This is a genomic window from Lacticaseibacillus jixiensis (assembly GCF_042847315.1).
Taxonomy (GTDB): Bacteria; Bacillota; Bacilli; order Lactobacillales; family Lactobacillaceae; genus Lacticaseibacillus; species Lacticaseibacillus jixiensis.
On the sequence record NZ_BAAFPR010000020.1, the window covers coordinates 20,456 to 46,538 of the forward strand.

Annotated in this window: 22 protein-coding genes and 1 pseudogene; 15 read left to right on the top strand and 8 right to left on the bottom strand. The window is 52.0% G+C overall.

Annotation, left to right across the window (positions count from 1 at the left end; genetic code table 11):
- Window positions 1-166: 166 nt before the first annotated feature.
- A pseudogene (locus ACGG90_RS11415) lies at window positions 167-316 on the top strand (KxYKxGKxW signal peptide domain-containing protein); the annotation flags it as partial.
- 119 nt (window positions 317-435) lie between these two features.
- On the opposite strand, the gene ACGG90_RS11420 reads toward ACGG90_RS11415, so the two are convergent.
- The 3 genes from ACGG90_RS11420 to ACGG90_RS11430 form a co-directional block, all read right to left on the bottom strand.
- Window positions 436-1,569: a hypothetical protein gene (locus tag ACGG90_RS11420; protein WP_390409540.1), complete on the bottom strand. Its 1,134-nt coding sequence runs from the start codon at window positions 1,567-1,569 to the stop codon at window positions 436-438.
- 39 nt (window positions 1,570-1,608) lie between these two features.
- Window positions 1,609-3,378, bottom strand: a complete 1,770-nt coding sequence (locus ACGG90_RS11425; RefSeq protein WP_390409542.1) for a hypothetical protein — start codon at window positions 3,376-3,378, stop codon at window positions 1,609-1,611.
- 633 nt (window positions 3,379-4,011) lie between these two features.
- On the bottom strand, window positions 4,012-6,234 hold the full coding sequence (locus ACGG90_RS11430) for a hypothetical protein (protein ID WP_390409544.1): 2,223 nt from the start codon (window positions 6,232-6,234) through the stop codon (window positions 4,012-4,014).
- A gap of 166 nt (window positions 6,235-6,400) precedes the next feature.
- Here ACGG90_RS11430 and ACGG90_RS11435 point away from each other — a divergent pair, with 166 nt between their 5' ends.
- From ACGG90_RS11435 to ACGG90_RS11485, 11 genes are all read left to right on the top strand, one after another.
- The gene (locus ACGG90_RS11435; protein WP_390409573.1) at window positions 6,401-6,601 is read left to right on the top strand and encodes an LPXTG cell wall anchor domain-containing protein; all 201 of its coding nucleotides are present in this window, start codon (window positions 6,401-6,403) and stop codon (window positions 6,599-6,601) included.
- Window positions 6,602-6,777: 176 nt separating this feature from the next.
- Window positions 6,778-6,909, top strand: a complete 132-nt coding sequence (locus ACGG90_RS11440) for a hypothetical protein (protein ID WP_390409546.1) — start codon at window positions 6,778-6,780, stop codon at window positions 6,907-6,909.
- Window positions 6,910-7,677: 768 nt separating this feature from the next.
- Complete coding sequence (locus ACGG90_RS11445) at window positions 7,678-8,364, top strand: response regulator transcription factor (protein WP_390409548.1); 687 nt, start codon at window positions 7,678-7,680, stop codon at window positions 8,362-8,364.
- Window positions 8,357-9,739: a sensor histidine kinase gene (locus ACGG90_RS11450; protein WP_390409549.1), complete on the top strand. Its 1,383-nt coding sequence runs from the start codon at window positions 8,357-8,359 to the stop codon at window positions 9,737-9,739. Before ACGG90_RS11445 ends, ACGG90_RS11450 begins: the two co-directional genes overlap by 8 nt.
- A gap of 504 nt (window positions 9,740-10,243) precedes the next feature.
- Window positions 10,244-10,942, top strand: a complete 699-nt coding sequence (locus tag ACGG90_RS11455) for a glycosyltransferase (RefSeq protein ID WP_390409550.1) — start codon at window positions 10,244-10,246, stop codon at window positions 10,940-10,942.
- An 11-nt stretch (window positions 10,943-10,953) separates the two neighbouring features.
- Entirely contained in the window at window positions 10,954-11,097 is a 144-nt protein-coding gene (locus ACGG90_RS11460) for a teichoic acid D-Ala incorporation-associated protein DltX (protein WP_390409551.1), read from the top strand.
- A 181-nt stretch (window positions 11,098-11,278) separates the two neighbouring features.
- Entirely contained in the window at window positions 11,279-12,745 is a 1,467-nt protein-coding gene (gene dltA / locus ACGG90_RS11465) for a D-alanine--poly(phosphoribitol) ligase subunit DltA (RefSeq protein WP_390409552.1), read from the top strand.
- Window positions 12,742-13,935, top strand: coding sequence for a D-alanyl-lipoteichoic acid biosynthesis protein DltB (gene dltB, locus ACGG90_RS11470; RefSeq protein ID WP_390409553.1), 1,194 nt, complete (start codon window positions 12,742-12,744; stop codon window positions 13,933-13,935). The genes dltA and dltB overlap by 4 nt, the downstream gene beginning before the upstream one ends.
- Window positions 13,936-13,962: 27 nt before the next feature.
- A complete protein-coding gene (dltC, locus tag ACGG90_RS11475; protein ID WP_390409554.1) occupies window positions 13,963-14,193 on the top strand; it encodes a D-alanine--poly(phosphoribitol) ligase subunit DltC in 231 nt (76 codons plus the stop codon).
- The gene (gene dltD / locus ACGG90_RS11480; RefSeq protein ID WP_390409555.1) at window positions 14,193-15,437 is read left to right on the top strand and encodes a D-alanyl-lipoteichoic acid biosynthesis protein DltD; all 1,245 of its coding nucleotides are present in this window, start codon (window positions 14,193-14,195) and stop codon (window positions 15,435-15,437) included. Before dltC ends, dltD begins: the two co-directional genes overlap by 1 nt.
- Window positions 15,424-16,533, top strand: coding sequence for a serine hydrolase domain-containing protein (locus ACGG90_RS11485; RefSeq protein WP_390409556.1), 1,110 nt, complete (start codon window positions 15,424-15,426; stop codon window positions 16,531-16,533). The genes dltD and ACGG90_RS11485 overlap by 14 nt, the downstream gene beginning before the upstream one ends.
- Window positions 16,534-16,632: 99 nt before the next feature.
- Here the strand turns inward: ACGG90_RS11485 and ACGG90_RS11490 are convergent, their stop codons facing one another.
- On the bottom strand, window positions 16,633-17,769 hold the full coding sequence (locus ACGG90_RS11490; RefSeq protein ID WP_390409557.1) for a GGDEF domain-containing protein: 1,137 nt from the start codon (window positions 17,767-17,769) through the stop codon (window positions 16,633-16,635).
- A 149-nt stretch (window positions 17,770-17,918) separates the two neighbouring features.
- Between ACGG90_RS11490 and ACGG90_RS11495 the strand changes: the two genes are divergently transcribed.
- Together ACGG90_RS11495 and ACGG90_RS11500 are read left to right on the top strand one after the other, a co-directional pair.
- The gene (locus ACGG90_RS11495; RefSeq protein WP_390409558.1) at window positions 17,919-18,449 is read left to right on the top strand and encodes a ClbS/DfsB family four-helix bundle protein; all 531 of its coding nucleotides are present in this window, start codon (window positions 17,919-17,921) and stop codon (window positions 18,447-18,449) included.
- A 154-nt stretch (window positions 18,450-18,603) separates the two neighbouring features.
- Window positions 18,604-19,206 (top strand): DUF805 domain-containing protein, encoded by a 603-nt coding sequence (locus tag ACGG90_RS11500; protein WP_390409559.1) that lies wholly within the window; start codon window positions 18,604-18,606, stop codon window positions 19,204-19,206.
- Window positions 19,207-19,242: 36 nt separating this feature from the next.
- On the opposite strand, the gene argH is transcribed toward ACGG90_RS11500, so the two are convergent.
- The 4 genes from argH to ACGG90_RS11520 all read right to left on the bottom strand — a co-directional run bounded on the left by argH (window position 19,243) and on the right by ACGG90_RS11520 (window position 24,155).
- Entirely contained in the window at window positions 19,243-20,628 is a 1,386-nt protein-coding gene (gene argH / locus ACGG90_RS11505) for an argininosuccinate lyase (RefSeq protein WP_390409560.1), read from the bottom strand.
- Entirely contained in the window at window positions 20,621-21,847 is a 1,227-nt protein-coding gene (locus ACGG90_RS11510; protein ID WP_390409561.1) for an argininosuccinate synthase, read from the bottom strand. Before ACGG90_RS11510 ends, argH begins: the two co-directional genes overlap by 8 nt.
- Before the next feature lie 107 nt (window positions 21,848-21,954).
- Window positions 21,955-23,397 (bottom strand): ABC transporter substrate-binding protein/permease, encoded by a 1,443-nt coding sequence (locus tag ACGG90_RS11515; protein ID WP_390409562.1) that lies wholly within the window; start codon window positions 23,395-23,397, stop codon window positions 21,955-21,957.
- An 86-nt stretch (window positions 23,398-23,483) separates the two neighbouring features.
- Entirely contained in the window at window positions 23,484-24,155 is a 672-nt protein-coding gene (locus ACGG90_RS11520; RefSeq protein ID WP_390409563.1) for an alpha/beta fold hydrolase, read from the bottom strand.
- Between the two features lie 1,189 nt (window positions 24,156-25,344).
- Here ACGG90_RS11520 and yycF point away from each other — a divergent pair.
- Window positions 25,345-26,055 carry a response regulator YycF gene (gene yycF / locus ACGG90_RS11525; protein WP_390409564.1) on the top strand — a complete coding sequence of 237 codons (711 nt, stop codon included), beginning with the start codon at window positions 25,345-25,347 and terminating at the stop codon, window positions 26,053-26,055.
- Window positions 26,056-26,083: the final 28 nt, after the last annotated feature.

A 26,083-nucleotide genomic window follows, 5' to 3' on the forward strand; every position in this document is an offset into this window, starting at 1 on the left:
TAAAAATGTATCTCTGCCGTTTGCTGGTGAGTGTGCAACAGCGATGGTATAGCGCATGAGTGGCGCTGGTCGTGGGGGCGATCGAGGATACATGGTATTGAGTTATGCAAGGTTTATGGAGGTCACGGACGCGTTGAGTGCGCGCACCGTTGGAGGTATGGGTCTTATGAAGAAGAATCTATCAGGTGATCATAATGTTGTTGTTACAGACGAGAAGGTTCGTTTCCGCCTTTATAAAGATGGCAAGAAGTGGCTCGTTGCCGGTACCACAACTTTTAGCGGGATCGTTGCCGGCATATTAGGCATGCCAACCGTTGCAGCGTCTGCCAGTGCCACACAAGCGGTCACAGTTGAAGCTGATCAACAGCAAGTGCTGGCGACTCAGCAAACAGGGAAGATCCCTGCCTCGTCGATGAGCAACTCAGAATCGACCAGTCAACAAAAGGATAATTCGACGAGCGGATCCTTATCTGAGTCGACGAGTGCGTCTTTATCAACATCAATGAGTCTGCCAAGCAGCAATTCAGGCTCGAATACATCCGACAGCTCAACTAGCGAGTCGACTTCAAGTTCGATGAGTTTGTCGACTAGCAGCTCTTTGTCAAACACCGCTGATAAGCCAGACAGTGATTCAACTTCTGGTTTGGCCAGTGGGTCTAGATTAGATTCACGAAGCATTTCGGCGAGTGCTTCAGAGTCCGCTTCAGCGAGTGCTTCCGTGTCGACATCATCATCGACTAGCGAGTCGATGAGTGCTTCCGTGTCAGCTGTGGATAATGATTCGGTTAGCGGCAGAAGTGGTGATGCACAGTCTGCGTCAACAAGTGAATCCACCAGTACGTCTGCGTCCGCTTCGATGAGCGAATCAACTAGCGCATCGACTAGCGAGTCGATGAGTGCTTCTGTGTCAGCTGTGGATAATGATTCGGTTAGCGGCAGAAGTGGTGATGCACAGTCTGCGTCAACAAGTGAATCCACCAGTACGTCTGCATCCGCTTCGATGAGCGAATCAATCAGCGCATCGACTAGCGAGTCGATGAGTGCTTCTGTGTCAGATGGGGGCAATGAGCCGGCAAGTGATGAAACCGGGGATGCACAGTCGGCTTCGACAAGTGCTTCGACTTCGGCGAGCCAATCAGTAGCCTCAGACAGCACCTCGACGGCAGATTCAGGCAAGACGAGTTTGTCAGAAAGCACATCAACAAGCGCTTCGACTTCGGCGAGCCAATCAGTAGCCTCAGACAGCACCTCGACGGCAGATTCAGGTAAGACGAGTTTGTCAGAAAGCGCATCAACAAGTGCTTCTGCTTCAGCGAGCCAATCAGTAGCCTCAGACAGCACCTCGAAGGTTGATTTGGGTAAGGCAAGTTTGTCAGAAAGTACTTCAACAAGTGCTTCGACTTCAGCGAGCCAGTCGGTGGCCTCAGATAGCACCTCGAAGGTTGATTTGGGTAAGGCAAGTTTGTCAGAAAGTACTTCAACAAGTGCTTCGACTTCAGCGAGCCAGTCGGTGGCCTCAGATAGCACCTCGACGGCAGATTCAGGCAAGGCAAGTTTGTCAGAAAGCACATCAACAAGCGCTTCGACAAGTGCCTCGACTTCTATGAGTCAGCCCGCAGCACCAGATAGCATTTCGATATCCGAATCTATAAGTGCATCCGAAAGTGCATCCGCCTCAGAGAGCGATTCCGAATCGGGCTCTGCCAGCGACTCATTAACGGATAGTGTATCGAACTCGGCATCTGACAGTGCATCTGATTCACAGAGCGACTCCGAATCAGACTCTGCCAGTGACTCAGTAAGTGATAGCCTATCAAACTCAGCATCTGACAGTGTATCTGATTCACAGAGCGACTCGGAATCAGACTCTGCTAGTGACTCAGTAAGCGATAGCTTATCAAACTCAGCATCTGACAGTGTACCTGATTCACAGAGCGACTCGGAATCGAACTCTGCTAGTGACTCAATATCTGAGAGCAGTTCAGCATCTGACAGTGCGTCTGATTCACAGAGCGACTCGGAATCCGACTCTGCTAGTGACTCAATATCTGAGAGCAGTTCAGCATCTGACAGTGCGTCTGATTCACAGAGCGACTCGGAATCCGACTCTGCTAGTGACTCAGTAAGCGATAGTTTATCGAACTCGGCGTCTGACAGTGCGTCTGATTCACAGAGCGACTCGGAATCCGACTCTGCTAGTGACTCAGAAAGTGATAGTTTATCGAACTCGACGTCTGACAGTGTGTCTGATTCACAGAGCGACTCGGAATCCGACTCTGCTAGTGACTCAGTAAGCGATAGCCTATCAAAGTCAGCATCTGACAGTGTATCTGATTCACAGAGTGACTCGGAATCGAACTCTGCCAGTGACTCAATATCTGAGAGCAGTTCAGCATCTGACAGTGCGTCTGATTCACAGAGCGACTCGGAATCCGACTCTGCTAGTGACTCAGTAAGCGATAGTTTATCGAACTCGGAGTCTGACAGTGTATCTGATTCACAGAGTGACTCGGAATCGAACTCTGCCAGTGACTCAATATCTGAGAGCAGTTCAGCATCTGACAGTGCGTCTGATTCACAGAGCGACTCGGAATCCGACTCTGCTAGTGACTCAGTAAGCGATAGTTTATCGAACTCGGAGTCTGACAGTGTATCTGATTCACAGAGTGACTCGGAATCGAACTCTGCCAGTGACTCAATATCTGAGAGCAGTTCAGCATCTGACAGTGCGTCTGATTCACAGAGCGACTCGGAATCCGACTCTGCTAGTGACTCAGTAAGCGATAGTTTATCGAACTCGGCGTCTGACAGTGCATCTGATTCACAGAGCGACTCCGAATCAGACTCTGCCAGTGACTCAGACTCCCAGTCCAAGTCAGCAAGCAATTCTGAATCAGTTTCTACGTCAGCAAGTGATTCTGAATCAGTTTCGACATCAACGAGTGACTCTGATTCCGAGGCCAAGTCAACAAGTGATTCCGAATCAGACTCTGCTAGTGACTCAATAAGTGATAGCGTATCGAACTCGGTATCCGAAAGCGCATCTGATTCTGCCAGTGATTCAGCAAGTGATAGCGTATCAAACTCAGCATCCGAAAGTGTATCTGATTCGAAGAGTGGTTCCGAATCGGATTCTTCCAGTGATTCAGCAAGTGATAGCGTATCAAACTCGGTATCTGAAAGTGTATCTGATTCGAAGAGTGATTCCGAATCAGACTCTGCCAGTGACTCAGCAAGTGATAGCGTATCAAACTCGGCGTCTGCCAGTGATTCTAAGTCCGTTTCCACGTCAACAAGTGACTCTGACTCAGCTTCCACATCAACAAGTGACTCTGATTCCCAGTCCGCATCAACGAGTGAGTCCGACTCAGCTTCCACGTCAACAAGTGATTCGGACTCTCAGTCTACGTCAACAAGTGACTCTGACTCCCAGTCTACGTCAACAAGTGACTCTGACTCAGCTTCCACATCAACAAGTGACTCTGACTCCCAGTCTACGTCAGCAAGTGAATCTGACTCTCAGTCGACGTCAACGAGCGAATCCGACTCTCAGTCCACCACGTCAACAAGTGGCTCTGACTCCCAGTCTACGTCAACAAGTGACTCCGACTCTCAGTCTACGTCAACGAGCGAATCTGACTCCCAGTCTACGTCAACAAGTGGCTCTGACTCTCAGTCTACGTCAACGAGCGACTCTGACTCCCAGTCCACCACGTCAACAAGTGACTCTGATTCCCAGTCTACGTCAACAAGTGGCTCTGACTCTCAGTCTACGTCAACGAGCGACTCTGACTCCCAGTCCACCACGTCAACAAGTGACTCTGATTCCCAGTCCGCATCAACGAGTGAGTCCGACTCAGCTTCCACGTCAACGAGCGAATCCGACTCTCAGTCCACCACGTCAACAAGTGACTCTGACTCAGCTTCCACGTCAATAAGTGACTCTGACTCCCAGTCGACGTCAACGAGCGAATCTGATTCCCAGTCCACGTCAACGAGTGACTCTAGCTCTCAGTCGACGTCAACGAGTGATTTGGTCTCCCAGTCAAATTCCATTAGCCAGCTGAATTCAAATAGCAACTCCGGATCCACCTCGAACTCGAACAGTACTTCCGGTTCTACTTCGGATTCGACCAGCAACTCTGGTTCTACCTGGAACTCAAACAGCAATTCCGGATCTACTCCAGATTCGAACAGTACTTCAGATTCGACCAGCAACTCTGGCTCCGCATCGAACTCGAACAGTACTTCCGGTTCTACTTCGAATTCGACCAGCAACTCTGGTTCCACCTCGAACTCGGACAGTAATTCCGGCTCGACTTCGGATTCGACCAGCAACTCCGGTTCCACCTCGAACTCGGACAGCAACTCTGGTTCCACCTCGAACTCGGACAGTAATTCCGGCTCGACTTCGGATTCGACCAGCAACTCCGGCTCCACCTCGAACTCAAACAGCAATTCGGGCTCGACTTCGGATTCGAATAGCAACTCTGGTTCCACCTCGAACTCAAACAGCAATTCGGGCTCGACTTCGGATTCGAATAGCAACTCTGGTTCCACCTCGAACTCGGACAGCAACTCTGGCTCCACCTCGGATTCGAATAGCAACTCCGGTTCCGCGTCGAACTCGAACAGTAACTCTGGCTCCATCTCGAACTCGACCAGCGATTCCGGTTCTGCAACAAACTCGAATAGCAATTCGGGCTCCACGTCGAACTCGATCAGCAACTCCGGATCCACTACGAACTCAAATAGCAATTCCGGCTCCACCTCGAACTCGAATAGTAATTCCGGTTCTACTTCGGATTCGACCAGCAACTCTGGTTCCACCTCGAACTCGACCAGCGATTCCGGTTCTGCAACAAACTCGAACAGTAATTCCGGTTCTACTTCGGATTCGATCAGCAATTCCGGTTCCACCTCGAACTCCGACAGCAACTCTGGCTCGACCTCGAACAGTAATTCCGGTTCTACTTCGGATTCGACCAGTAATTCCGGTTCCACCTCGAACTCCGACAGCAACTCTGGCTCGACCTCGAACTCAAACAGTAATTCCGGTTCCACCTCGAACTCCGACAGCAACTCCGGCTCCACGTCGAACTCGAACAGTAACTCTGGCTCTATCTCGAACTCGACCAGCAATTCCGGTTCTGCAACAAACTCGAATAGCAATTCGGGCTCCACGTCGAACTCGATCAGCAACTCCGGATCCACTACGAACTCAAACAGCAATTCCGGCTCGACCTCGAACTCGAACAGTAATTCCGGTTCTACTTCGGATTCGACCAGCAATTCCGGTTCCACCTCGAACTCCGACAGCAACTCTGGCTCGACCTCGAACTCAAACAGCAATTCCGGCTCGACTTCGGATTCGACCAGCAACTCTGGCTCGACCTCGAACTCAAGCAGCAATTCCGGTTCCACCTCGAACTCAAACAGCAATTCCGTATCTATTCCAGACTCGAACAGTAATTCCGGTTCTACTTCGGATTCGACCAGCAACTCTGGTTCCACCTCGAACTCAAACAGCAATTCCGTATCTATTCCAGACTCGAACAGTAATTCCGGTTCTACTTCGGATTCGACCAGCAACTCTGGCTCCACCTCGAACTCGGACAGCAATTCCGGTTCTACAACGAACTCGAATAGCAATTCGGGCTCCACGTCGAACTCGACCAGCGATTCCGGTTCTGCAACGAACTCGAACAGTAATTCCGGTTCTACTTCGGATTCGACCAGCAACTCCGGATCCACCTCGAACTCAAACAGCAATTCCGGCTCGACTTCGGATTCGAATAGCAACTCTGGCTCCACGTCGAACTCGACCAGCAATTCCGGTTCTACAACGAACTCGAATAGCAATTCGGGCTCCACGTCGAACTCGAACAGTAACTCTGGCTCCATCTCGAACTCGACCAGCGATTCTGGTTCTGCAACGAACTCGAATAGCAATTCGGGCTCCACGTCGAACTCGATCAGCAACTCCGGTTCTACAACGAACTCGATCAGCAACTCCGGTTCTACTTCGGATTCGACCAGTAACTCCGGATCTACTACGACCTCGAACAGTACCTCCGCTTCCACATCCAACTCAATCTCCAGTTCTGGTTCCAGCAACACTGCCGGAAACAGTATTGGCACTGAATCAAATGGTGGCTCCGGATTAACGGGTGATGGGGCCAATGGTACGCGCGTGACCTTACCAGATACTAATGGCGAGGCTTCGAATACCAACACATCGTCGCCTAATGGTGATTCCGATCGACCGGCAGTTAACGCACAAACTGGGCATGCAGCAACGATGGCTCGGACCTCTTTACCAGATACTAATGTCGAGTCGGCTCAATCATCGGTCAATGCACAGACATCGGTCAATGCACAGACTGGGTATGCAACAACAATGACTCGGACTGCTTTACCAGATACCAATGTCGAATCGGCCCAATCATCAGCTAATGCACAGTCGAGCCGTGCAGCTAAAACGGCGCGGACATCCTTACCGGATACTGGTGATAATCAGTCTGGTTTGATGAGTGTGGTAGGAGCGTTGTTTGCAGGGGCTATGGGATTGATTGGATTGGCGCAACGTAAGCGTCGTTAAACGACAGCGACGATCAACCTAAGGCTACTGGTTAGCACAAGCGTTCAAGATAAGATCGCAACACTTTCTAAAGTGTTGCGATTTTTTTGGTTATTGCTAAGAATTATGGGTTAGCCTTAAAGTTGCTAACACTGCCGGCGCTCCGCTATGATTAAGTTAGAAAGGGGCGATGCCACATGATGCCAACTAAAGAAGACGTCAGAAGTACGATCGCTGCTGTGCCGGCGAAGACTTGGAAAATCGTCGGAGGATTGTTAATGTTTGGCTTGCTGATGCGCTTGGCAACAACAGTGAGCCGCAATAAGTAACGTAAGCGCCTGAGACGCGGTCTCAGGCGCTTTGTATTACGATAGAACACAGTTGAAATTAAATTGTAAAAAGTTTGTAAAACGCTTGCTTAATATTGGCGGCGGTGCTATATTATCCTTGCAACCTGCAGTGGGGTGTTGAGACTGGCAAAGTACAAGTTGGTCTGTACCCGGCATCCCTACACGAGCTGATCTGAGGGTGTTATGTGTAACGGCATGCACCGCGGCTCGTGCGTTCAAAGCGCCAGAGCGCCATGAAGCCCAATGTCCGTAGTCTTGGGCAATGCCAGGACGTTATCAGATTGCACCACGACCACCTCAGCGCACGTAGGCTTACGGCGCTGAGTACTTAACTGAATATCCAGAGCGAAGCAGCCCGCACTTGGCGCCATCACGACTTATATCACGCCGCGTTGGGCTGCGCAGCTCGACGAAACCAGAGTGGAGCAAAGCGCATTTAGCGATGTGTATAAGACAGCCTGAGTCAATGGCGGTCTTGGCCATGGACTCGGGATGGCTTATACGCAATCGCGTTGCTTTGCGGAGCTCGACGAAACCCAACAGGCACAAGGAAACATAGCCTGTTGCGACAAATTTCCACGATAGCGAATGCTGATCGTGTATTTGTTGTACACACATAAGGCGGCTAGCACAATGATGCTCAGCCGCCTTTTTTTGGTTGCTGAAGGTTGTTTAAATAATCTTAAGGGACGCGACGGTTGAGTCCTTGGTGGCTTGTGCGTGCTATTCTTGAAAGCGGAGGATGACATGGCACAGAATATTCTATTAGTTGAAGATGAAACCAGTTTGACGACATTTGTGGCGTCAGAGTTGAAATTTGAAGGGTATACGGTGCATTCGGTGGCCGATGGGGCGGCGGCTTGGGCGTATTATCAAGCACATGGCAGCGAGTTGGATCTGGTGATCTTAGATTGGATGCTGCCGAAACTCGACGGGTTGGAAGTCTTGCGGCGGATCCGTAAAACGTCGCAGTTGCCGGTGATTATGATGACGGCGCGTGACTACGTGGGGGACAAGGTCGCGGGGTTGGATAATGGCGCTGATGATTATATCACCAAGCCTTTTGAAATCGAGGAACTGTTGGCGCGGGTGCGCGTATGCATTAGGCGTCAAGCGACGAGTGTGGCACAGACGTATACTTGCGGCGATTTGACCCTTGATACCAAAGCACGGACGGTGCACAAGAAGGATCAAGTCGCGCAGCTGACGCCTCGGGAGTATGAATTATTACTGACGCTGATGCAGCATGCAGATGCGCCGATGACCCGTGATGAGTTGTTGGATGCGGTGTGGGGAGCGGATTTTGGCGGACAGGTCAATATCGTTGACGTCTACATCCGTTATTTACGGCACAAGCTTGGTACGGCGGCGGGGTTGATCCACACCGTGCGCGGCGTCGGCTATGTGCTGAGTCAGGATTGGTGTCATGGCTAAACGCAGGATCGCAACTAGCGCGGCGCAAATGTCGCAGGCATATATGATATTAATGAGCATTCTGGCCGCGGTGATCGTCGTTGCCAGTCTGACGACGGTCGGGACGCGGCTGGTGCACAACAAGCAAGTTGACGCCCAAGACTTGATGGCTACATTGCAAGAAAGTTTCGCCGACAACACGCCAGATTGGGATTATTGGCGCGCAACGGCCAACATCAATATGCATACAACATACGTGCGGGTGAAGGTCCATCCTACAAATCGCAAGGCACGTTATTATTACACGCGGCGGACGAAAGCGTTTCTGGCGGACAATCCAGACACTTGGGCGTTGAGTTCGCATATTGTGTATCAAGATGATCGCGGCGTTTTCTACCATTTGCTGAAGCATCGCACAGTTAATCACGTTGCAGTATCTTATGAGATCTGGTTGAGTCTCAACAATATGCTTGGTTTGTTTGAGTTGTTGGTGTTTGTGATCGTTGGTGTCTCGCTGGTGGCATTAGTGGTGGGGTTGTTGGCGATCCGCGTGTTAGCGCGGCGCTTGAATCAACCGCTGGTGGATCTGACTCATGCCGCAACGGCAATCACCGAAGCGCAAGATCAGACGTATCACGAAACGCTGCCGGTACCAGCCGGGCCTGAAGAAGTTAGCGTGTTAGGCACCGAATTTAACCGGCTTTTGCAATCGCTGAATCGCCAAGTGATCCGCGATCATCAATTTGTCTCAGACGCGTCGCATGAATTGCGTACCCCAATTGCCGCCATCCGCGGGCATGTTGGTTTGATCCGCCGGCACGCCGCGACGCATCCGGGAATCATTCCAGATTCGTTGGCGACGATTGAAGCAGAATCATTGAAAATGCAAAAGCTGATCGAGCGGCTGTTGTCGTTGTCGCGGATGGACCATGCCCATTTGGCCAACAATTGGTTTGATGTGGTGCCAGTCGTGCAAGATGTGGTGGCGCAGTATCCGACGCCTGAGCCGATGCAGTTGAAAGTCGTGGCGCCTAAGCAGGCTTTAGCCTATGCCAATGCCGATAGTATCAGTCAAGTGCTGGTGGCATTGATCAATAACGCGGTGAAATACGCCCGGCAAGGTGCAGTGACTTTGACGGTGTCCCAGCGGCCTGGTGAAGTGCGCATTGCGGTAGCAGATTTGGGACCAGGGATTCCAGATGCTGCCAAGGATAAGGTCTTCGATCGATTCTATCGCGTCGACTCGTCACGTGAGAAGAAAATCGGCGGCACCGGCTTGGGCTTGGCGATTGCCGAGCGCTTGGTGGCGTTGAATAACGGGTCGCTGCGCGTGGTCGATAATCACCCGCACGGTGCGGTGTTTATTATCACCTTGCCTGGCAGTGACCAAGTTTGATGGTTTTCTGAGAATTTCTCAGATAATTCTAAATTAACCTAAGGGGCGCCTCAATGCGGACTGACGTAGACTCAGTTCATAAGCATTGAGGCGCTATTTGTGTACCAGAGCGGAGCAGCCCGTTCTTAGCGGTGGATATAAGGCGGGATGACGCAAAGGCGGTTTGTGCCTTGGCGGCGTCACGACTTATATCACGCCGCGTTGGGCTGTGCAGCTCGACGAAGAAAGCCAGAGCGAAGCGGCGCGCTTTTAGCGGGTCGGGTAGCGTAGTCATCGGGCTTGGGGCGCTTTTTGCCCCGAGTTCGATGACATAGCTAACCGCACCCGCGTTGCGCCACGCAGCTTGACAAAGAAATCCAGAGCATAGTGGCGCAACATCGCTCCTGCATCACTGGAATACGGTTAGCAATTGCGCAATTAATTCAACACAAATGACGACTAATAACAGGTGACATCAAATTTGGTGCATCACTGTTTTGGAGAAAGGAACGGCGCTAGGCCCATATGCAAATCGCGATCATCGTACCGGTGGCACAAGAAGATTTGACCAAGATATGGCAGAAATTGCAGCAGCAGTTACACAAATGTCAAGTGTTGTGGCCGGAAGTCACGATCACCCCGTGGCTTGTCGATGATGGTGTCAATGCTGAAACAAGCGAACTGCTGCAACAGCAAATGGCGATCACGCCACAGTTGCGCTGCTTGCATCTGTCTAGGCATTTTGGTTATTACGGGGCGGTGCAAGCAGGATTGGCGGCGATTCAAGCTGATGCGTATATCGGGTTGGATCCGCGCTTTATGGCACAATTTGTGCAGCTGCCGAAGTTAGTGGATGCGTTGGTCGTGGGACATTTTGATGTGATCGGTTTTGCTTGTGGTAAGTTTGATTCGTTTCAGGATTTTGCTTTGACGGCGATCGTGCGGCGGGCCATGTTGCACACTTGGGCGCACAGCGGCTTTGCGTTAAGCGATTTGGCGCAAGTGGGCTTTAAGCAAAAGCGCCTGGCGTGGCTGGGACCGCGGCCGCCGCGGCCACACTTGTCGCGGTGGGTGGTGATGCTGGCAGTCGTATGGGTGGCAACGTTAAGCTGGACGCCGCTGTTGTCCTTGGCGATTAACGTCGTGTTGGCGGCGGCAATCGTCTGGCAACTGCGCTGGCCCAAACCGCCGCGGATCCCATATGTCGTCGCCCACATCGACTGAAGGAGGCAATCATGAAGACCATTCATTGGTGGCAGAAACCTGCCGTCGTATTCATTGGCAAAACGCTGCTGTACGCTGCGATCATCTTGATTTTGGTATATCTGTATAGTTATCGCGGCGTCGGTGCAAGCAAATTTATTTACAACGAATTCTAACCCAGAGCAGAGCAAAGCGGGTGCGCGGTGGATATAGGGCAGGATGACAGTTGGGCGCACTTTGCCTAAGTGGCGTCACGACTTATACGCAATTGCGTTGCTTTGCGGCGCTGTACGAAAAACCAACCGCTCGTCACTTCACGGTTTCATCTGTCTCTCAAGCATGACAAGGAGAATCAATATGCTAACGAACATCTTAACTGCGATCGCCGCTGTGGATCCAGCAAAGCCGGCGGTCAATATCTTAGGGCATCATTATACTTATGGCCAGCTGCAGCTTGAATCCGATCACGTCGCTCAAGCCTTAGCGGCACAGCATTTACCAGCTGGCAGTCCAGTGATGTTGTATTGTGATCAAAGCTTTGACACGATCGTTGCGATGTTAGGGTGCGTCAAAGCTGGCCACGCCTATATTCCAGTGGATACACATTCGCCTAATGATCGCTTGGTGATGATCGAAGAAATCGCCCAGCCGGCAATGATCATTGCTTTAGCGGCGTTGCCGTTGACGATGCACACGCCGACTTTAAGCGGCGCTGCTTGGCAGGCAGCTAAGCAATTTCAAGGCCAGCAAGTGCTGCAGCCGGTGTTAGGCGCCCAGAATTTCTATATCATTTTCACTTCTGGGACCACTGGACGGCCTAAAGGGGTGCAGATCTCGCATGCCAACTTGTTGAGTTTCGTCAACTGGATGCAGACGTTTGCCTGGCCCCAAGCGGTCAAGGCGCTGGTGCAAGCCCCTTATTCATTCGACTTGTCGGTGATGAGCTTGTATCCGACGCTGGTGGCAGGCGGCGAGTTAGAAGTGCTGCCGGCCAGGGTCACGGCCAACTTGAAAGACTTGTTTGAAACACTGCCGAAACTGGGCATGCAGGTGTGGGTATCCACGCCGTCGTTTGTCAGCATCTGCTTGTTAGATAAGAATTTCGACGCGGCACATTATCCAGCCTTGCAGCAGTTTTATTTCTGCGGCGAAGAGTTGACCCATCAAGTCGCCCAAACGCTGTTGACACGCTTTCCGCAAGCTGACGTGTATAACACTTATGGCCCGACCGAAGCCACGGTGGCCACGACTGCCGTGAAGATCACCCAAGCGGTGTTGGATCAGTATCCGCGCTTGCCCATTGGCGTGGCGCAGCCTGACACCAAGATCTCGCTGCAACATGTGCAAGATGGCATCGGCGAATTGTACCTGCAAGGCCCTAACGTTTCCAAAGGTTACTTGAATAACCCTGACAAAACGCAGGCCGCCTTCACGCCGGCAGGATATGCCACAGGCGACTTGGGCTATCAAGACGGCGACATGTGGTTTTACAGCGGGCGGACGGATTTTCAAATCAAGTTGAACGGGTATCGCATTGAATTAGAAGAGGTCAATCACTACTTGAACGCTACGCCGGTGATCGCCAGTGCCGTGGCGGTGCCGAAATATGACGCGCAACACAAAGTCAGCCAATTGATCGCCTATGTGGTTCCGACCAAAGACGCCCCCAGCGGCTTGGCTTTGACCAAAGCGATCCGCCAGCATCTGCAAGAAACCATGATGAGCTACATGATCCCGCAGCGCTTCAAATATGTCGACAAGTTGCCATTAACGGCCAATGGCAAGGTGGCGATCAAACAATTGATGCAGGTGGTTAACGCATGATCAATTTACAACCATACGCCGATCCCAAGTACTTCTTGTACTTGCTGGTCGCGTTATTGCCGCTGATCATTGGCTTGTGGCATGGTAAACGGCTGCGCAGTTATGAAGCTTTGGTGAGTTTGGCGTTTATCGTGTTGATGTTTGGCGGCGATAAGTGGCCGCAAGCAGTGGCGTTAGTCGGTTACATGATTTGGCAAAGCGTGGTGATCTTCGCTTATGCACATTATCGCCAGCAGCACAATGCGACTCAGGTTTTCGTCGGTACAGTGCTGCTTGCGATCGCGCCATTGGTGGTGGTGAAGCTGACACCATTGTGGTCGGCTCAGCCGTCATTGGTGGGCTTTTTGGGGATCAGTTATTTGACCTTCAAAGCCGTGCAAATGGTGATGGAGCTGCGCGATGGGGTCATTAAGCAATTGAAACTGTGGCCGCTGGTGCGCTTCATGTGCTTTATGCCGACAATTTCCAGCGGCCCGATCGATCGCTTCCGGCGCTTTGAAGCTGATGAAGAAGCGGTATTAGATCGTGAAACCTATTTGGGGATGTTGGAGCGGGCAGTGCATTATTTGTTTCTGGGCTGCTTGTATAAATATATCCTGGGTTATATTTTTGGCACGATTTGGTTGCCAAGGCTTGCTCGCATCGCCTTGCATATCGGCGGGCTGTCTTGGCCGCTGGTGGGGTATATGTATGACTACAGCATGTATTTGTTCTTTGATTTTGCCGGGTACAGCTTGTTTGCCGTGGCGATTTCGCTATTGATGGGAATCGACACGCCGATGAACTTCAACAAGCCTTTTGCCGCACCGAATATCAAGGAATTCTGGAATCGCTGGCATATGAGCTTGAGCTTCTGGTTTCGCGATTTCGTCTTTATGCGCGTGACCTTCTTCATCATGAAGCACAAGCTGGTCAAAAACCGCATCCGCGTTTCACAACTGGCATATCTGATCAACTTCTTGGTGATGGGCTTCTGGCATGGGGTCACGTGGTATTACATCACATACGGTTTGTTTCATGCTGGTGCGATCATTATCAATGATTATTGGCTGCGCTATAAGAAGAAGCACCGCAAAAGCTTGCCGCATAATCGCTATACCAAGGCGTTGGCAATCGTGATCACGTTCAATGTAGTGTGCTTTAGCTTCTTGATTTTCTCAGGTTTCTTGAACACATTGTGGTTTGGTTAACAACTTATTTCTAGGAGGATAATGATAATGACAACTGAAGAAACGGTATTGAGCATCTTAGAAGACTTAACTGGCGAAGACTTGCATGAGGCAATGGACACAGACTTATTTGATAGCGGCTTGCTGGATTCAATGGACACGGTGCAATTGCTCTTGTCGCTGCAAGATCAATTAGGCATCGCTGTGCCGGTGTCGGAATTCGACCGCAGCGCTTGGAACACGCCGGCCAAAATCGTGGCTAACGTGCAGGCGGCTTGATGAAAGGGCGGCTATTTCGGCTGTTCGGGCCGCCGCTGCTGGCTTGTGCGCTGGTGTTGGGTTTGTTGCTGGCGCCTTTGCCGCGGCCTGAATTAAGCCATCACGCATTGGATGAAGCGGCGGTATCGATGAGCGATAATGTGCTGTTAGGCACCGCTATCAAGCGTCAAGCGTTGGCCAGCAGGTTCGTACCGTTCATCGGCAGCTCCGAATTGTCTCGCCTGGATCCGCTGCATCCGTCGGTGTTGGCGGCTAAGTATCACCGCAATTATCGTCCATTGTTGTTAGGCGCAGCAGGGACGCAATCGCTGACGCACTTCTTGGCTGATCAATCATGGATCCGCCACTATCGCAACAAACGGGTGGTGTTTATTATTTCGCCGCAGTGGTTTACGCCACAAGGGGTGCAGCCGGCAGCTTTTGAATATTTCTATTCACCGCTGCAAACCATCACCTTCATTCAACATGCCAACCCCAATCGTGCCACGGATCGTTATGCGGCACGGCGGATCTTGCAGCTGAATGGCAAACACAGCGGCGCGATCCACACGGCGTTGTTGAACATTGCCGCCGAGCAGCCGGTCACTGCCGGCGTGCGCTTTCGCCTGAAGCTGCAAGCAGCCTTATTGCGCAATGAAGACACGCTTTTCTCGCGCTTCTTCTCCCATCGCAAGTACGCGCGGGTGCAACAAGGCATCAAGCGCCTGCCGACTGTTGCCACTGATAAACAACTGGACGCTTTAGCGGTGAAGATCGGGGCCAAAGATTCCAGCAACAATGCTTTAGGCATCGACAATCATTTCTACAAAACGCGCCTCAGCGGCAATAAGCTCAAGCATATGCGTAATAAGCAGGCCCACTTCGATTACCGGCGTTCCCCAGAATATAATGATTTCCAATTATTGTTGACGCAATTTGCTCAGAATCATGTGCAAGTGCAATTCATCATCCCACCCATCAACCAGAAGTGGGCGCACTACACCGGCTTAAGCCAGGCAATGTGTGATCAAACCGTGGCTAAGCTGCACACCCAATTGCACAGCCAAGGCTTCAGCCACGTGTTGGACTTGTCGCAGCGCGGCGGTGAAGATTTCTTCATGGAAGATACCATTCATTTGGGCTGGCGCGGCTGGGTCGCCGTTGATGAAGCGGTGCACCCGTTCTTAAGCCGGCCGCAAGCGCTGGATCATTATCATATCAACCAGCGCTTCATGACGAAAGCGTGGGCCAATGCGACGCGGTAGGTATCACCCGGCACCGCTATGGCCTTTGGTCATTGCGGCGCTGGTAGTCGTGGTTGGTGCATTCGGTTTGGGTTATGCGTGGCACAAGCCAAGGGTGGCTGTGGCGCCGGTACCGCATGTCAAAAAAGTCCCCATTGATCATCGCGAAACGCTTGCGCATGCTTTGCCAAGAGATCACTTCACTGGCGTCGCGGCGATTTATTTGCACAACAAGCGCGTGGCAGTGCTGACTCGCGGCATGGCTGATCGCAAGCGTGAAATTCGCAACACGGCCAACACGATGTTTGAAATCGATTCGGTAGAAAAGTCGCTCACCGCCGGCTTGGTGATGCAAGCGATCAATCGGCATGAATTAAAAATGGCTGACAAACTGGCGCGCTTCTATCCGGCGGTGCCAGGCGCCAAACAAATCACTGTGCGCGAGTTGCTGGATATGACTGCTGGCTTGTCAGTGCAAGGCGCCTTCAACGAGCCGACTTACACCGGCGACGCCGCCAGGGTGCAAGCATTGATCAAGAAGCTGCATTACGTGCCGAGCCTGCATGGCGTTGGCCGCTATCAGCCGGCAAATTACGTGCTGTTAGTGGGGATCTTGATGCAAGTGACGCACCAAAGTTATCAAACCTTGGTGACTAACGCGTATATCAAACCGCTGGGCTTGCGCCACACGCGCTTTGCTTATGCCTATGATCAAAGCGGCGAAGCGCGCGGTTATGGTTGGGGCAAACACGGCTTGAAAGACGCACCGCAAATCAACACGCCAGCTAAGATCTCACATCAAGAACTCGGCACCGGCCAGCTGTTTATGAGTGTTGATGACTTGTACGCTTTGCAATCCGCGCTGGTCAGCGGACGATTGTTCACACCGCGCATGGCGGTGTGGTTGTATGCACCAGGTTCTGAAACGACTTATGGCGGCGGCTTGTACGCCACCCAACAATTCCGCTTGTCTAACGGCTATGGCTACGGTTTTCAATGTTTTATGCGCATTACCGAAGACGGCCGTAACGCGTTGGTGGTGATGGCCAATTGCAACACGCCGCAACATTACATTGAACAAGCCAGCAACCGCTTAGCCGCAGTGTGGCTGCCATGATAAATATCATGATGCCGCGAATAAAATGCGCCTCTTACCAGCAATGGCAAGAGGCGCATTTTTGATATGGCATGTGGTGAGAAGCTGGGCTGCTTGAGGTTATTTGATCAGCTGTCCGTGGATGGTCAACGCGTCGCGGCCGTTGTTTTTGGAGGAATATAAGAATGCATCGGCGCGGCGGTAGATGTCTAAATAGTTCTTGTCTTCGGCAATGGCGCGATCTTGACCTAAGGAAATCGTGATGGTCAGCGGCTGATTGTCGAAATTGAAGGCCATTTGGGTCAAATCGCGGCGCAAAGCCGAAGAGATCTGTGTGGCGCGGTCGAAGGATTCCACCACGTCAAACAACAAGATGCTGAATTCTTCGCCGCCGGTGCGATAAACACTGGCTTCGTATTCCAGCGCGTCGGCAAATTCACCGAGGTGCTCGGCGACGCGGCGCAAGACTTCATTGCCGGAAAGATGGCCGAATTGGTCGTTGATATTCTTAAAATGGTCGATATCAAATGTGTACAGCGCGTATACCTCGCCGTGATCTTGATAACGGTCGAAAGCAGCCAAGAGGTCTTTGTCGAATTGGCCGAAGTTATACAGCTTCGTCATCGGGTCAATGGCGGCTTCTTTGCGCAGCCGGCTGTCGCGGATGGAGCGGGAGTTGAACAACTCGTTGGCCATCCACAAGGTGAACACCAAGACCAAGAAACTGCCGATTTGCCAAGGCCAGCCGACGTCGATGCCATGCAGCTTGGTGGCATTGATCGCAAAAAAAGGGGCCGCAAACAGCACGCAAAACGGGTAATACAACCAGCGATGGTGGGTCAGCTGCCAGGCAAAACGGCGCGCCAGCCACATCAACAACACTGCCCACACGCCCAGCCAAATATGTTGCAAATCGCTCATCCAAATGAACCACACCGAAACCAAGCCCAGCATGGTGCCAAACATTGAGCGATTGGTCGCCGACAAAAGGGCATACAAAATCGTGGCGATTTGGAAATTCAAGAACGTCCAACCATAACCAGTCGGGTGTCCTTCATTGGCGATGTTCAAAAGCGAATCGACATGGAAGAACAGCAGGAACGCACAAGTCAGTCCGATGATGATCGCGTCTGGGTGGCGCCGGATGAATGGGGTCTTGGCGTCGCTTTCGATCCAAACGTACAGCCAGATGAAGCTGATCATGATGATCAAGTTAGTGAGGAACGTCATCAGACGCAAGCCTGTGGTTAGTAACATGCCGTGATCCTTTCTGAAAACACCGTATCGTGTGCATCATAGCACATTTTTGATAAATATTTCCACTATCATCACTTGTATAATTAAAATATTAGGACCAAAATGGAATTGTAGGCAAACATAGGCATTTTTTTGGAGGGGGTTTTGTAATGTCGATAAACTCAAGACAAGAATTGCTGGTTGCCACACGGACACGTTTCGATCACTTGGAGGCGCAACTGCGCGCCTTGCCCGCAGATGGCAAAACAGCAACGTTTCAGTTCAAAGGCCGCGACCGCAACGTGCGCGACGTTCTGGTGCATTTAACGGCTTGGCAGGAGATGTACTTGCATTGGAGCCAAACCAACTTGGCAGGCGAAAAGCGCGTGCGCTTCTTGCCGCAACCTTACACTTGGGCTGATTGTGGCAAGCTAAGCAAGAAGATCCAAGCTGCCAATCAAGATGTGACGTACGAAGATGCGCTGAAGCATTTGCGCCGCTCACATCGGGCGTTGATCGATCAATTTACTAAATTGACCCAAGAGCAGCTGTTTGTGCCAGGCTTCTTTAATTGGACTGGTTCGAGTCCGCTAGGCGAGTACGCCACGCTGTTTTCCGCGCGGCGCTACGCTTGGGCTAACAAGGTCTTGCACCGCTTCAGCCAACAGCTTGCTGCCCAACAACAAGCTGTTACCCAATAATCGCTGAGACAAACCGTTTCAGCCAATCACTAAGCACCGCTAATCGCTGATCACAACAGACCAGCAATTAGCGGTGCTTAGTTTGGTTATGGGGTAAAATAATTGTGTTTGCGGCACATATCTGCGATAATCACCGTAAATGGAGGTGGTTATAATGATCAAAGAAGAACCAGGCCAAGTCGGGTTTGGCCGCGCCTTGAAAGATTACTTCAAAGGGTATGTGGAATTTCTCGGGCGTTCGACGCGAGCCGGTTATTGGTGGGTGCAGCTGGTGTTGGATGCGATCTTCGTGGTTTTGTTTGGGTGGTTGATTGCCCGGCTGGTGGCCGGGTTCACAGCAGACCCAGGCTTTCGCTGGCAGTCGCTGATTTGGCCGCTGGGCTTGTTGATCGTCTTGACGTTGGCAACGCTGCTGCCGTCGTTGGCATTAAAAGTGCGGCGCTTTCGCGATGTTGGCATTCGCGGGCGCGGGGTGGCCGTGTTGCTGCTCGTGCAATATGCGCTGGCTTGTGGTAACGCAGCCGACTCGTACAGCACGACTTTTAGACACTTGGCGCTGCTCAGCCGCCAGACCAATGTGAGTGTGGCGACGCATTCTTCAGTTGGTGTGATTATTCAGACGCTGTCGGTGGCCTTGAGCTTGTTCATGTTTGTGGTGACGGTGCTGCCAACAGACACGATGCTGACGACCAGCCATAACAGTTTCTGGCGCTTCTTCTTGCGTGAGCAGCCTGCGCCTCAAACTACAGAAGACTAAAAAATCAGCCTCGCATCTTTTGCGGGGCTGATTTTTTTAGTCGCGGCTAGCCAACACTGATTTGGCGCGGGCGACTTCTTTTTGAACATTGGCCACGGCGGTGCCGCCAAGGCTGGTGCGCCGGTTAACGGCGGCTTCACTGGTGAGCTCTTGATAAACGTCTGCTTCAATTTGCGGCGCGGCTTTTTGCAAGTCGGCCAGCGGCATGTCTTGCAAGGTTTGACCAGATTGGATGCCTTTAAGCACCAGCTCGCCGACGATTTCATGCGCCTGGCGGAACGGCACGCCTTTGGTGGCGAGGTAATCCGCCAGTTCAGTGGCGTTAGAGAAGTCGTTAAGCGTGGCGTCGTGCATGCGCTGAGGATGCACCGTCAGTGACTCGATCATCCCAGAGAAAATGTGCACAGACCCTAAGATGGTATCAAACGCGTCAAAAATCGGTTCCTTGTCTTCTTGCATGTCCTTGTTGTAGGCCAAAGGCAAAGCTTTCATGGTCGTTAACAAGCCCATCAAGTCGCCATAGACGCGGCCGGTTTTGCCGCGCGTCAACTCGGCGAAGTCGGCGTTCTTCTTCTGCGGCATAATTGATGAACCAGTCGAGAAGGCGTCAGACATTTCAATGTAATTGAACTCGTAAGTGCACCATAAGATCAACTCTTCAGCCAAGCGGCTGAGATGCTGCATCAAGATCGCGGCGTTGCTTAAGAATTCCAAGGCGAAATCGCGATCAGACACGGCATCAAGCGAGTTGTGATACACCGCATCAAAGCCCAGCTGATCAGCGACGAATTCGCGATCGATTGGGAACGTGGTGCCGGCTAAAGCCGCCGCACCCAGCGGCAGCATATCGGTGTGTTGCTGGGTGAAGGTGAAGCGCTCATAATCGCGCTGGAACATTTCGAAATACGCCAGCAAGTAGTGTCCATAAGTGATCGGTTGGGCGTGCTGCATGTGGGTGTAACCAGGCATGATGGTGTCGGCATTGGCTTCGGCTTTTTCGACTAAGACACTTTGCAAACCAGAAAGCGCTTCTTTAATTTCCGGCAGGCGGTGTTTGAGCCACAGATGCAAGTCGGTGGCGACTTGGTCGTTACGCGAGCGGGCGGTATGCAGCTTGCCCGCCACCGGTCCAATCAAGTCTGTCAGCATGCTTTCCAGATTCAAATGGATGTCTTCATTGGCGATGGTAAAATGCAATTCACCAGCGTCTAGTTTCTGCTGCAGTTGATGGAGGCCATCAGTGATCGCATCAGCGTCTGGTTGCGGGATGATGCCGGTTTTGCCCAGCATCGCCACATGCGCCAGCGACCCTTCCAGGTCTTCATGCGCCATGGCTTGGTCGAATCCGATCGATGCGCCGAACTTGTCGACCCAAGCCGCCGCTTTCTGGGTGAAACGGCCGCCCCATAGCTTATCAGTCATTAGCAGGTTCCTTTGCTTGGGAGTGGACGTGGTTGACTTGTTCGTAAACCGTGGCCGGTAAGGTCCACAGCTTGATGAAGCCAGCAGCCGCTTCTTGATCAAAGGAATCAGCAGAAGTGTAAGTGGCTAAGTTCTCATCATACAAGGAGTTCTCAGACTTGCGGGCCACAGCCGTGACGTTGCCTTTGTACAGCTTCATCTTAACCACGCCGTTGACGTTCTTTTGGGTTTCGTCAACAAAGGCCATCAACGCGTCAAACAATGGGGTGATCCACTTGGCTTCATAAATCATGTTGGTGATTTGTTGTTCGATCAATGGCTTGTAGTGGGCGATGTCGTGTTCCAAGGTGAGGTTTTCCAGTTCGTGGTGGGCGGTCATGATCACTGCTGCACCAGGGGCTTCGTAAACTTCACGAGACTTGATGCCGACCATCCGGTTTTCGATTTTGTCGATGCGGCCGATGCCGTTGTCGCCGGCTAATTTGTTCAAGTTCTTGATCAACGTAGCCAAAGGCATTGGGGTACCATCAGTGGCAACAGGCAAGCCTTTTTCGAAGGTCAAGTCGATGAAAGTCGCTTCGTCTGGTGCTTCTTCAGGGGAAACACTCATGCCCCAAGCATCGTCAGGCGCTTGGTTCCAAGGGTTCTCCAAGATGCCCGCTTCGTTGGCACGGCCCCATAAGTTGCAATCGATGGAATAAGGGGACTTCTTGCCGATCGGCACCGGCACGTTGTGTTCTTTGGCGTAGTCGATTTCTTCTTCACGAGACCAGTGGAAGTCACGAATCGGGGCTTCGATCTTCATGTCAGGGTCTAAAGCATGGATCGCGGCTTCAAAACGCACCTGGTCGTTGCCTTTGCCAGTGGAGCCATGGGCGATGGCAGTGGCGCCATGATCATGGGCGATCTTGACCAAGTGATCGATGATCAATGGCCGAGACAAGGCAGAAACCAGCGGATAGTCGCCTTCGTATAAGGCATTGGACTTGATGACAGGCGCCACGTATTTGTCAGCAAATTCGTCTTGCGCGTCGATAGCGTAGGATTCAGAAGCGCCAACTTGCAAGGCTTTCTGTTGGATAAAGTCCATATCTGCGCCTGGTTGGCCGACATTCAAGCACACGGCGATGATTTCATCATAGCCGCGGTCTTTCAACCACGGAATTGCAACAGAAGTATCCAAACCACCGGAATAAGCCAATACGATCTTTTGAGTCATAATCAATTTCCTCCTAGATTTTCATGCATGGATGCGTGTTTTAACATAATTGGGATGATGCTGCAAGGGCGCTGCTCCGCTCTGGTCGTCGAGCTGCGCTCTGGGGTTTAGTTCATTCTCCGTTCTACAACTCCAAGTGCCCGAGTCAAGATGAAGGTCATGGCGAAGTAGATCAGCGCTACGATCATCATCGGGAAGAACGGCTGGAAGGAAGCACCTTGAACGGTGGAACCTTCAAACATCAATTCAGAAGCACCGATGACAGACAAGACGGAACTTTCCTTGATGTCGGTGACGAATTCGTTACCCAACGCCGGCCAGATGTTCTTGATGGCTTGCGGCAAGACCACGTATTGGGTGGTTTGCTTACCTGACAGGCCTAAGGAACGGGCGGCTTCGGTTTGGCCAATCGGCACGGAGTTCAAACCGGAACGGATGATTTCAGCGACATAAGCGCCAGAGTTGATACCCATGGCAATCGCGCCGGCAGTGAAAGCAGAAAGGCTGATGCCTAACACCTGGGTCCCGAAGAACACGATGAAGGCTTGAACCATCAAAGGCGTGCCGCGAATGAATTCAACATAGATGGCGCCGATGGCCTTGAGGATCCACAACTTGCTACGCCGCATCAAGGCGAGGATCGTGCCGATGATGGTGCCGGCGATAACCGTCAAGAAGGCAAACAGCAACGTGTTCAAAGCCCCTTTGACAAAGTAGTTGCCGTATTTATGCCAGAAGCCATCAGATTGGTTCTGCAAGGTGTAGGCGGCATCCAAGAACTTCGGCCATTGTTTCTTGGCTTGCATGTCTTTGATGGTTTTGTTGATCTGGTTGGTCAACGCCGTATCGCCTTTAGGCAAAGCGACAACTGTTGGTGAAGCAGAAGTGGCAAAATGCGGATCGATCATGGTCAAGGACTTGTTCTTTTGTACATAAGCCCCGGCGATAATGGAACTCATGACCCCGGCATCCAACTTGTTGTAAGACACTTGGGCGACCACGTCGTTGGCTTTTTGCAGGCTGTGGATCTTTGCGCCTGGCAGTTGCGCTTTGGCGATGGCTTCTTGGGTGGTTTGTTTCTGCGCCCCAACTGTTGCACCGGAGAAATCAGCGACGTTCTTGTATTTCTTCTTATCGGCTTTGCGGATCACGACGATTTGCTTCTCGTACATGTAAGGCTTGGAGAAGTTAACTTGCTTGGCCCGCTCCGGTGTCTTACTCATACCAGAGATAACCATGTCGACTTTGCCTGTTTTCAAAGCGCCGATCAAAGCATCAAAGCCCATTTCCTTGATCTGCAGCTTGACGCCGGCGTCTTTGGCGATCTTCTGAGCCAAAGACACATCGGCGCCGACGATTTTGTCTTGGCCATCAACTGTCGCGTGAAATTCCAGCGGCGCGTAGTCGGCGGACAAGCCCACGGTGATATAGCCGCGATCTTTGATCGCCTGCAGGCGGCTGGTTGCCGCCTGCGCTGGATGCGCTGCCCCGGCGATGATGAACGCCAAGGCGGCGATCAAGGCGATGCCCCATTGTTTAAACTTTCTCATATTCCGCCAACTCCTAAAAGTGAATTTTTATTGAATATATACCCAAATCGCGGAATATTCAAGCTTTTTGGGAAAATATGCAAAAATTATTCAGAGCGGAACGGCACCAAGAAGGCGCGGGTGTAATGGTAGAACTGTTGATTGTCCTTCACATAAGAGCTATGCGTCGCGCCTGGCACGATGCGCAAGATGCTGGTGGGGATGGCACTGGCGATGGCGATGGTTTCACTTTTGCGGATCACGTCTTTCTCACCAGCCAGCACAAACGCTTGCGCCGAGATCCGGCGCAAGTCGCCTGGTGTGATGTGAGGTTCATCCAACATCATGGCCAAGCGCGGATCGCGGGTGCGCCAGAAATCCAAGCGCATCGCCACGCGGCTGACGCGCTTGACGCCAGTTGGGGTCATGTTGCCGCCGGCCAGCACGACTTTGTGCACCAGTTGCGGCTGTTGGCTGGCCACTAACATGGCCACAATCGCGCCGTCGGAGAAGCCCACCAGCGCCAGGCCTTGCAGATCCAAGGCCTTGGCAAAGGCCATGACATCGTCTGCCATGAGTTGGTAAGAAATCGGGACGTCGTGTTGTGATTGGCCATGGTCGCGCGCGTCTAAGGCGTAGACGGTGTAGTCTTTGGCTAGCAGCGTGATCAGATCATTAAATATGCTGTGATCTTCGCCGTTGCCATGCAGCAACACCAGCGGTTGGCCGTGGCCTTGTTGCGTGTAGAAAAGGGTAACTTGATTGAGCTTGATTTCCATGTTGCACACCTCCAGTTTGGTGATACGAATTCAGTGTTATACAATGATTTGTGTTTAGGCGTAGTGGCCAGGTAAGGGTTGCTGCGCACCGTGGCCGGAACCGGCACCTGGTGGCTACATTGTGCTCCGGTCAGATGGCGTGGAACGGGGTGGGCGGCGGCAGAGCTAACTTTGCATCTCCGCTGCGCTCCGTATGCAAAGTGGATCTCTGCCGCGCGCCTTGTTCTAAGCGCCTCCGCGCGTTGCGCTCCGTTGCTAAGAACAACGACACCCCTGACGCCATCTGACCTCCGCACAATGCGACCACCAGGTGCCGGTTCCTTCACAATGGGGTTTAGGTTATTTTGAATATCGGTCAACTGTTAATCGGATTGTGTTCTAATCAACTGCGTTTCATGTAGGGTAGGACGAGGCGTCGATGTAAACAGTGTTGCTAGCTTCAAGCGTGCTAAGTGAGCGTGGTTGACGCGTAAGGATTTAGCCATTCGTTCGCTGGCGCGTCTAAATTCTCACTGTGTTGACTATTTCGCGCCCTGACTGACGCTTGCCCCACGGTGCTCCGCGACCCTTGCCCTACGATAGTCGTAATGGAATAGAATCTTGCTGGACAACACTTGATTGATGGACCGAAACCACTGTAAAGAAAAGGTGACTTCACGGTGGGATTTGGTTATAGCGTATAGCAATCAACGGTTATACAGACTATGTTCTAGTCTACTCGTTTGGCGTCAGACAGGCGTAGTGGGCTAGAACCCCCACAGACGAATGTATAGTTGCGGTGCACCAGAACTTGAAACAAACTCAGAAGGAAACGGTGAGCGGGGGCAGCTGGGGCGGAGGCCAAATGGCGTCAGTGGTGTCGTTCTTCTTGGCAACGGAGCGCAAAGCGCGGAGGCGCCTAGAAGAAGGCGCGTGGACGAGATCCACTCGACAGGCGCAGCGCAGCGGAGTTGTCGAGTTAGCTCGTCCGCCGCCCACCACGTTCCACGCCATTTGGCCGTAGTCCCAGCTGCCCCCGCTCGCCGTTCCCGGCCCGCATCATAAAGGAATTAGTATCAGTATTTATTGTACGCCGCCAAGCGCAGGTGTGCTAGCAAGGCCAAGCAGGAGCGGGGGTGCTTTTGCTCAACTGCGCATAAACCGTTATAATAGAGGCAACCTGTAGCGAAAGCCAAGGAGGGAGCCAAATATGGCAAAGAAGATCCTAGTGGTTGATGACGAAAAACCCATCTCTGATATCGTAAAATTTAATCTCACTAAAGAAGGCTATGAAGTTGTCACCGCCTATGACGGTGAAGAAGCACTGGCCAAAGTTAAAGAAGAAAATCCTGATTTGATCTTGTTGGACCTCATGCTGCCGAAAATCGATGGTTTGGAAGTGGCCCGTCAAGTGCGCAAAGAACGCGACACACCAATCATCATGTTAACGGCCAAAGACTCGGAAATCGACAAAGTTTTAGGCCTGGAAATGGGCGCTGATGACTATGTCACCAAGCCCTTCTCCAATCGCGAATTAGTGGCGCGAGTCAAAGCCAATTTGCGTCGGCAATCGGCCAACTTGCAAGCCCAAGAACCAGACGATGAGAATAAAGACCTCACCGTTGGCGACTTAACCATTCATCCAGATGCTTACACTGTGTCTAAGCGCGGCGAGAAAATCGAATTGACCAACCGTGAATTCGAATTGCTGCATTACTTGGCGCGTCATTTGGGCCAAGTGATGACTCGCGAACACTTGCTGCAAACGGTGTGGGGTTATGACTATTTCGGTGACGTGCGCACGGTGGATGTCACGGTGCGGCGCTTGCGCGAGAAAATCGAAGACGCTCCGTCACATCCTGAATGGCTGGTGACGCGGCGTGGAGTCGGTTATTATTTGCGCAATCCAGACGCTGAATAATTCGGCTGGATGCGTACGCTTTAGGAGC

Bases quoted from the DNA above. Each gene is read 5' to 3' on its own strand.
- dltA (WP_390409552.1), top strand. From the start codon at position 11,279: ATGCTAACGAACATCTTAACTGCGATCGCCGCTGTGGATCCAGCAAAG.
- dltD (WP_390409555.1), top strand. From the start codon at position 14,193: ATGAAAGGGCGGCTATTTCGGCTGTTCGGGCCGCCGCTGCTGGCTTGT.
- ACGG90_RS11495 (WP_390409558.1), top strand. From the start codon at position 17,919: ATGTCGATAAACTCAAGACAAGAATTGCTGGTTGCCACACGGACACGT.
- ACGG90_RS11520 (WP_390409563.1), bottom strand. From the start codon at position 24,155: ATGGAAATCAAGCTCAATCAAGTTACCCTTTTCTACACGCAACAAGGC.
- dltB (WP_390409553.1), top strand. From the start codon at position 12,742: ATGATCAATTTACAACCATACGCCGATCCCAAGTACTTCTTGTACTTG.
- ACGG90_RS11460 (WP_390409551.1), top strand. From the start codon at position 10,954: ATGAAGACCATTCATTGGTGGCAGAAACCTGCCGTCGTATTCATTGGC.
- ACGG90_RS11500 (WP_390409559.1), top strand. From the start codon at position 18,604: ATGATCAAAGAAGAACCAGGCCAAGTCGGGTTTGGCCGCGCCTTGAAA.
- ACGG90_RS11440 (WP_390409546.1), top strand. From the start codon at position 6,778: ATGATGCCAACTAAAGAAGACGTCAGAAGTACGATCGCTGCTGTGCCG.
- ACGG90_RS11490 (WP_390409557.1), bottom strand. From the start codon at position 17,769: ATGTTACTAACCACAGGCTTGCGTCTGATGACGTTCCTCACTAACTTG.
- yycF (WP_390409564.1), top strand. From the start codon at position 25,345: ATGGCAAAGAAGATCCTAGTGGTTGATGACGAAAAACCCATCTCTGAT.
- ACGG90_RS11485 (WP_390409556.1), top strand. From the start codon at position 15,424: ATGCGACGCGGTAGGTATCACCCGGCACCGCTATGGCCTTTGGTCATT.
- ACGG90_RS11455 (WP_390409550.1), top strand. From the start codon at position 10,244: ATGCAAATCGCGATCATCGTACCGGTGGCACAAGAAGATTTGACCAAG.
- ACGG90_RS11445 (WP_390409548.1), top strand. From the start codon at position 7,678: ATGGCACAGAATATTCTATTAGTTGAAGATGAAACCAGTTTGACGACA.
- dltC (WP_390409554.1), top strand. From the start codon at position 13,963: ATGACAACTGAAGAAACGGTATTGAGCATCTTAGAAGACTTAACTGGC.
- argH (WP_390409560.1), bottom strand. From the start codon at position 20,628: ATGACTGATAAGCTATGGGGCGGCCGTTTCACCCAGAAAGCGGCGGCT.
- ACGG90_RS11435 (WP_390409573.1), top strand. From the start codon at position 6,401: ATGACTCGGACTGCTTTACCAGATACCAATGTCGAATCGGCCCAATCA.
- ACGG90_RS11515 (WP_390409562.1), bottom strand. From the start codon at position 23,397: ATGAGAAAGTTTAAACAATGGGGCATCGCCTTGATCGCCGCCTTGGCG.
- ACGG90_RS11510 (WP_390409561.1), bottom strand. From the start codon at position 21,847: ATGACTCAAAAGATCGTATTGGCTTATTCCGGTGGTTTGGATACTTCT.
- ACGG90_RS11450 (WP_390409549.1), top strand. From the start codon at position 8,357: ATGGCTAAACGCAGGATCGCAACTAGCGCGGCGCAAATGTCGCAGGCA.